This is a genomic window from Pseudomonas sp. p99-361 (genome assembly GCF_003935475.1).
GTDB lineage: Bacteria > Pseudomonadota > Gammaproteobacteria > Pseudomonadales > Pseudomonadaceae > Aquipseudomonas > Aquipseudomonas juntendi.
This window is the reverse complement of record NZ_RHQO01000139.1, coordinates 1-1,397: the sequence shown is the minus strand read 5'-3', so window position 1 is coordinate 1,397 and position 1,397 is coordinate 1. Positions and strand designations below refer to the sequence as shown.

Annotated in this window: 2 protein-coding genes; both read left to right on the top strand. The window is 57.8% G+C overall.

Annotated elements, in window-relative coordinates; all coding sequences use genetic code 11:
- The first annotated feature begins 86 nt into the window (after positions 1-86).
- A complete protein-coding gene (tnpB, locus tag EGJ22_RS25845) occupies positions 87-446 on the top strand; it encodes an IS66 family insertion sequence element accessory protein TnpB (protein ID WP_054905435.1) in 360 nt (119 codons plus the stop codon).
- Between the two features lie 18 nt (positions 447-464).
- A partial coding sequence (locus EGJ22_RS25840; protein ID WP_125920459.1) for an IS66 family transposase occupies positions 465-1,397 on the top strand: 933 nt, incomplete at its 3' end.

Genomic DNA, 1,397 nt, shown 5'->3' with positions numbered 1-1,397 from the left:
CGTAATCGCTCCATAAACCCCACATTCAAAGCGCTTACCTGATCCCCGATGCTGTGCTCCCGATTTCTTTTTGGAGCCTGCCGACGATGATGCGCCCCGACGCCAAAGTCGAAAAAGTCTATCTCTACCCCAAGCCCGTCGACTTCCGAAAATCCATCGATGGCCTCGCAGCCTTGGTTGAACTGGATATCAAGGTGGCCGTGTTCGACCCGGTCCTTTTCGTGTTCCTCAACAAGCCGCGCAATCGCGTGAAGATCCTCTATTGGGAGCGCAACGGCTTCTGCCTGTGGCTCAAGCGTCTCGAAGCCGAACGTTTCAAAACTTCCCCCGACGCGACCGACGAAGCCATCGTCCTGACCGTCCAGGAACTGAACTGGCTACTCGACGGCTTCGACCTCTGGCGCAACCGTCCACATCAGGTTCTGACACCCCGCTTCGTCGCCTGACCCGGTATAATCCGGGCCATGATTCCAGCGCCCGATGACCTTCCTGATGACCCTGCCGTGCTCAAGCAACTGCTTGCGCAGTTGCTGGCTGAGCGCACGGTCGACAAGGACCACATCGTCGACCTGAAAGAACAGATCAAGCTGTTGCGTGATCGGCTGTTCAACCGCAAATCCGAGCAAACGGTCGATCCCAATACACCGCAACTGGCAATGTTCAACGAACCGGAAAGCGAGCTGTTGTTGGCTGTGGTTGAGGATTCGGACGAAGAAGTCGTTACCCCAGTCAGACATGGTGGCAAACGCAAACCGTTGTCGGCTGATCTGCCACGTATCGAAGTCATCCATGACTTGCCCGAGCACGAACTGACTTGCGCCTGCGGTTGTCGCAAGCATGTCATCGGCGAGGAAACCAGCGAGCAGCTCGATATCGTGCCGATGCAGATCCGTGTGCTCAAGCATGTGCGCAAGGTCTACGGTTGCCGTGGTTGTGAAACGGCGCCGGTCACCGCCGACAAGCCGGCCCAGTTGATCGAAAAAAGCATGGCCAGCCCCAGCGTGCTGGCCATGCTGCTGACTACCAAGTACGTCGATGGCTTGCCGCTACACCGTTTTGAAAGCGTGCTGTCCCGGCACGGTATCGAAATCCCTCGACAAACCCTGGCCCGCTGGGTGATCCAGTGCAGCGAGCACTTCCAGCCGTTGTTGAACCTGATGCGTGAGCGGTTGTTGGAAAGCCCCGTGATTCACTGCGATGAAACGCGGGTGCAGGTGCTCAAGGAACCGGATCGTGACCCGACCAGCCAATCCTGGATGTGGGTGCAGGCCAGTGGGCCACCTGATCGACAAGTCGTGTTGTTCGACTACACCACCAGCCGTGCGCAGGAGGTGCCGTTGCGCCTGCTGGAGGGCTATCGCGGTTATGTCATGACCGATGATTACGCCGGTTACAAC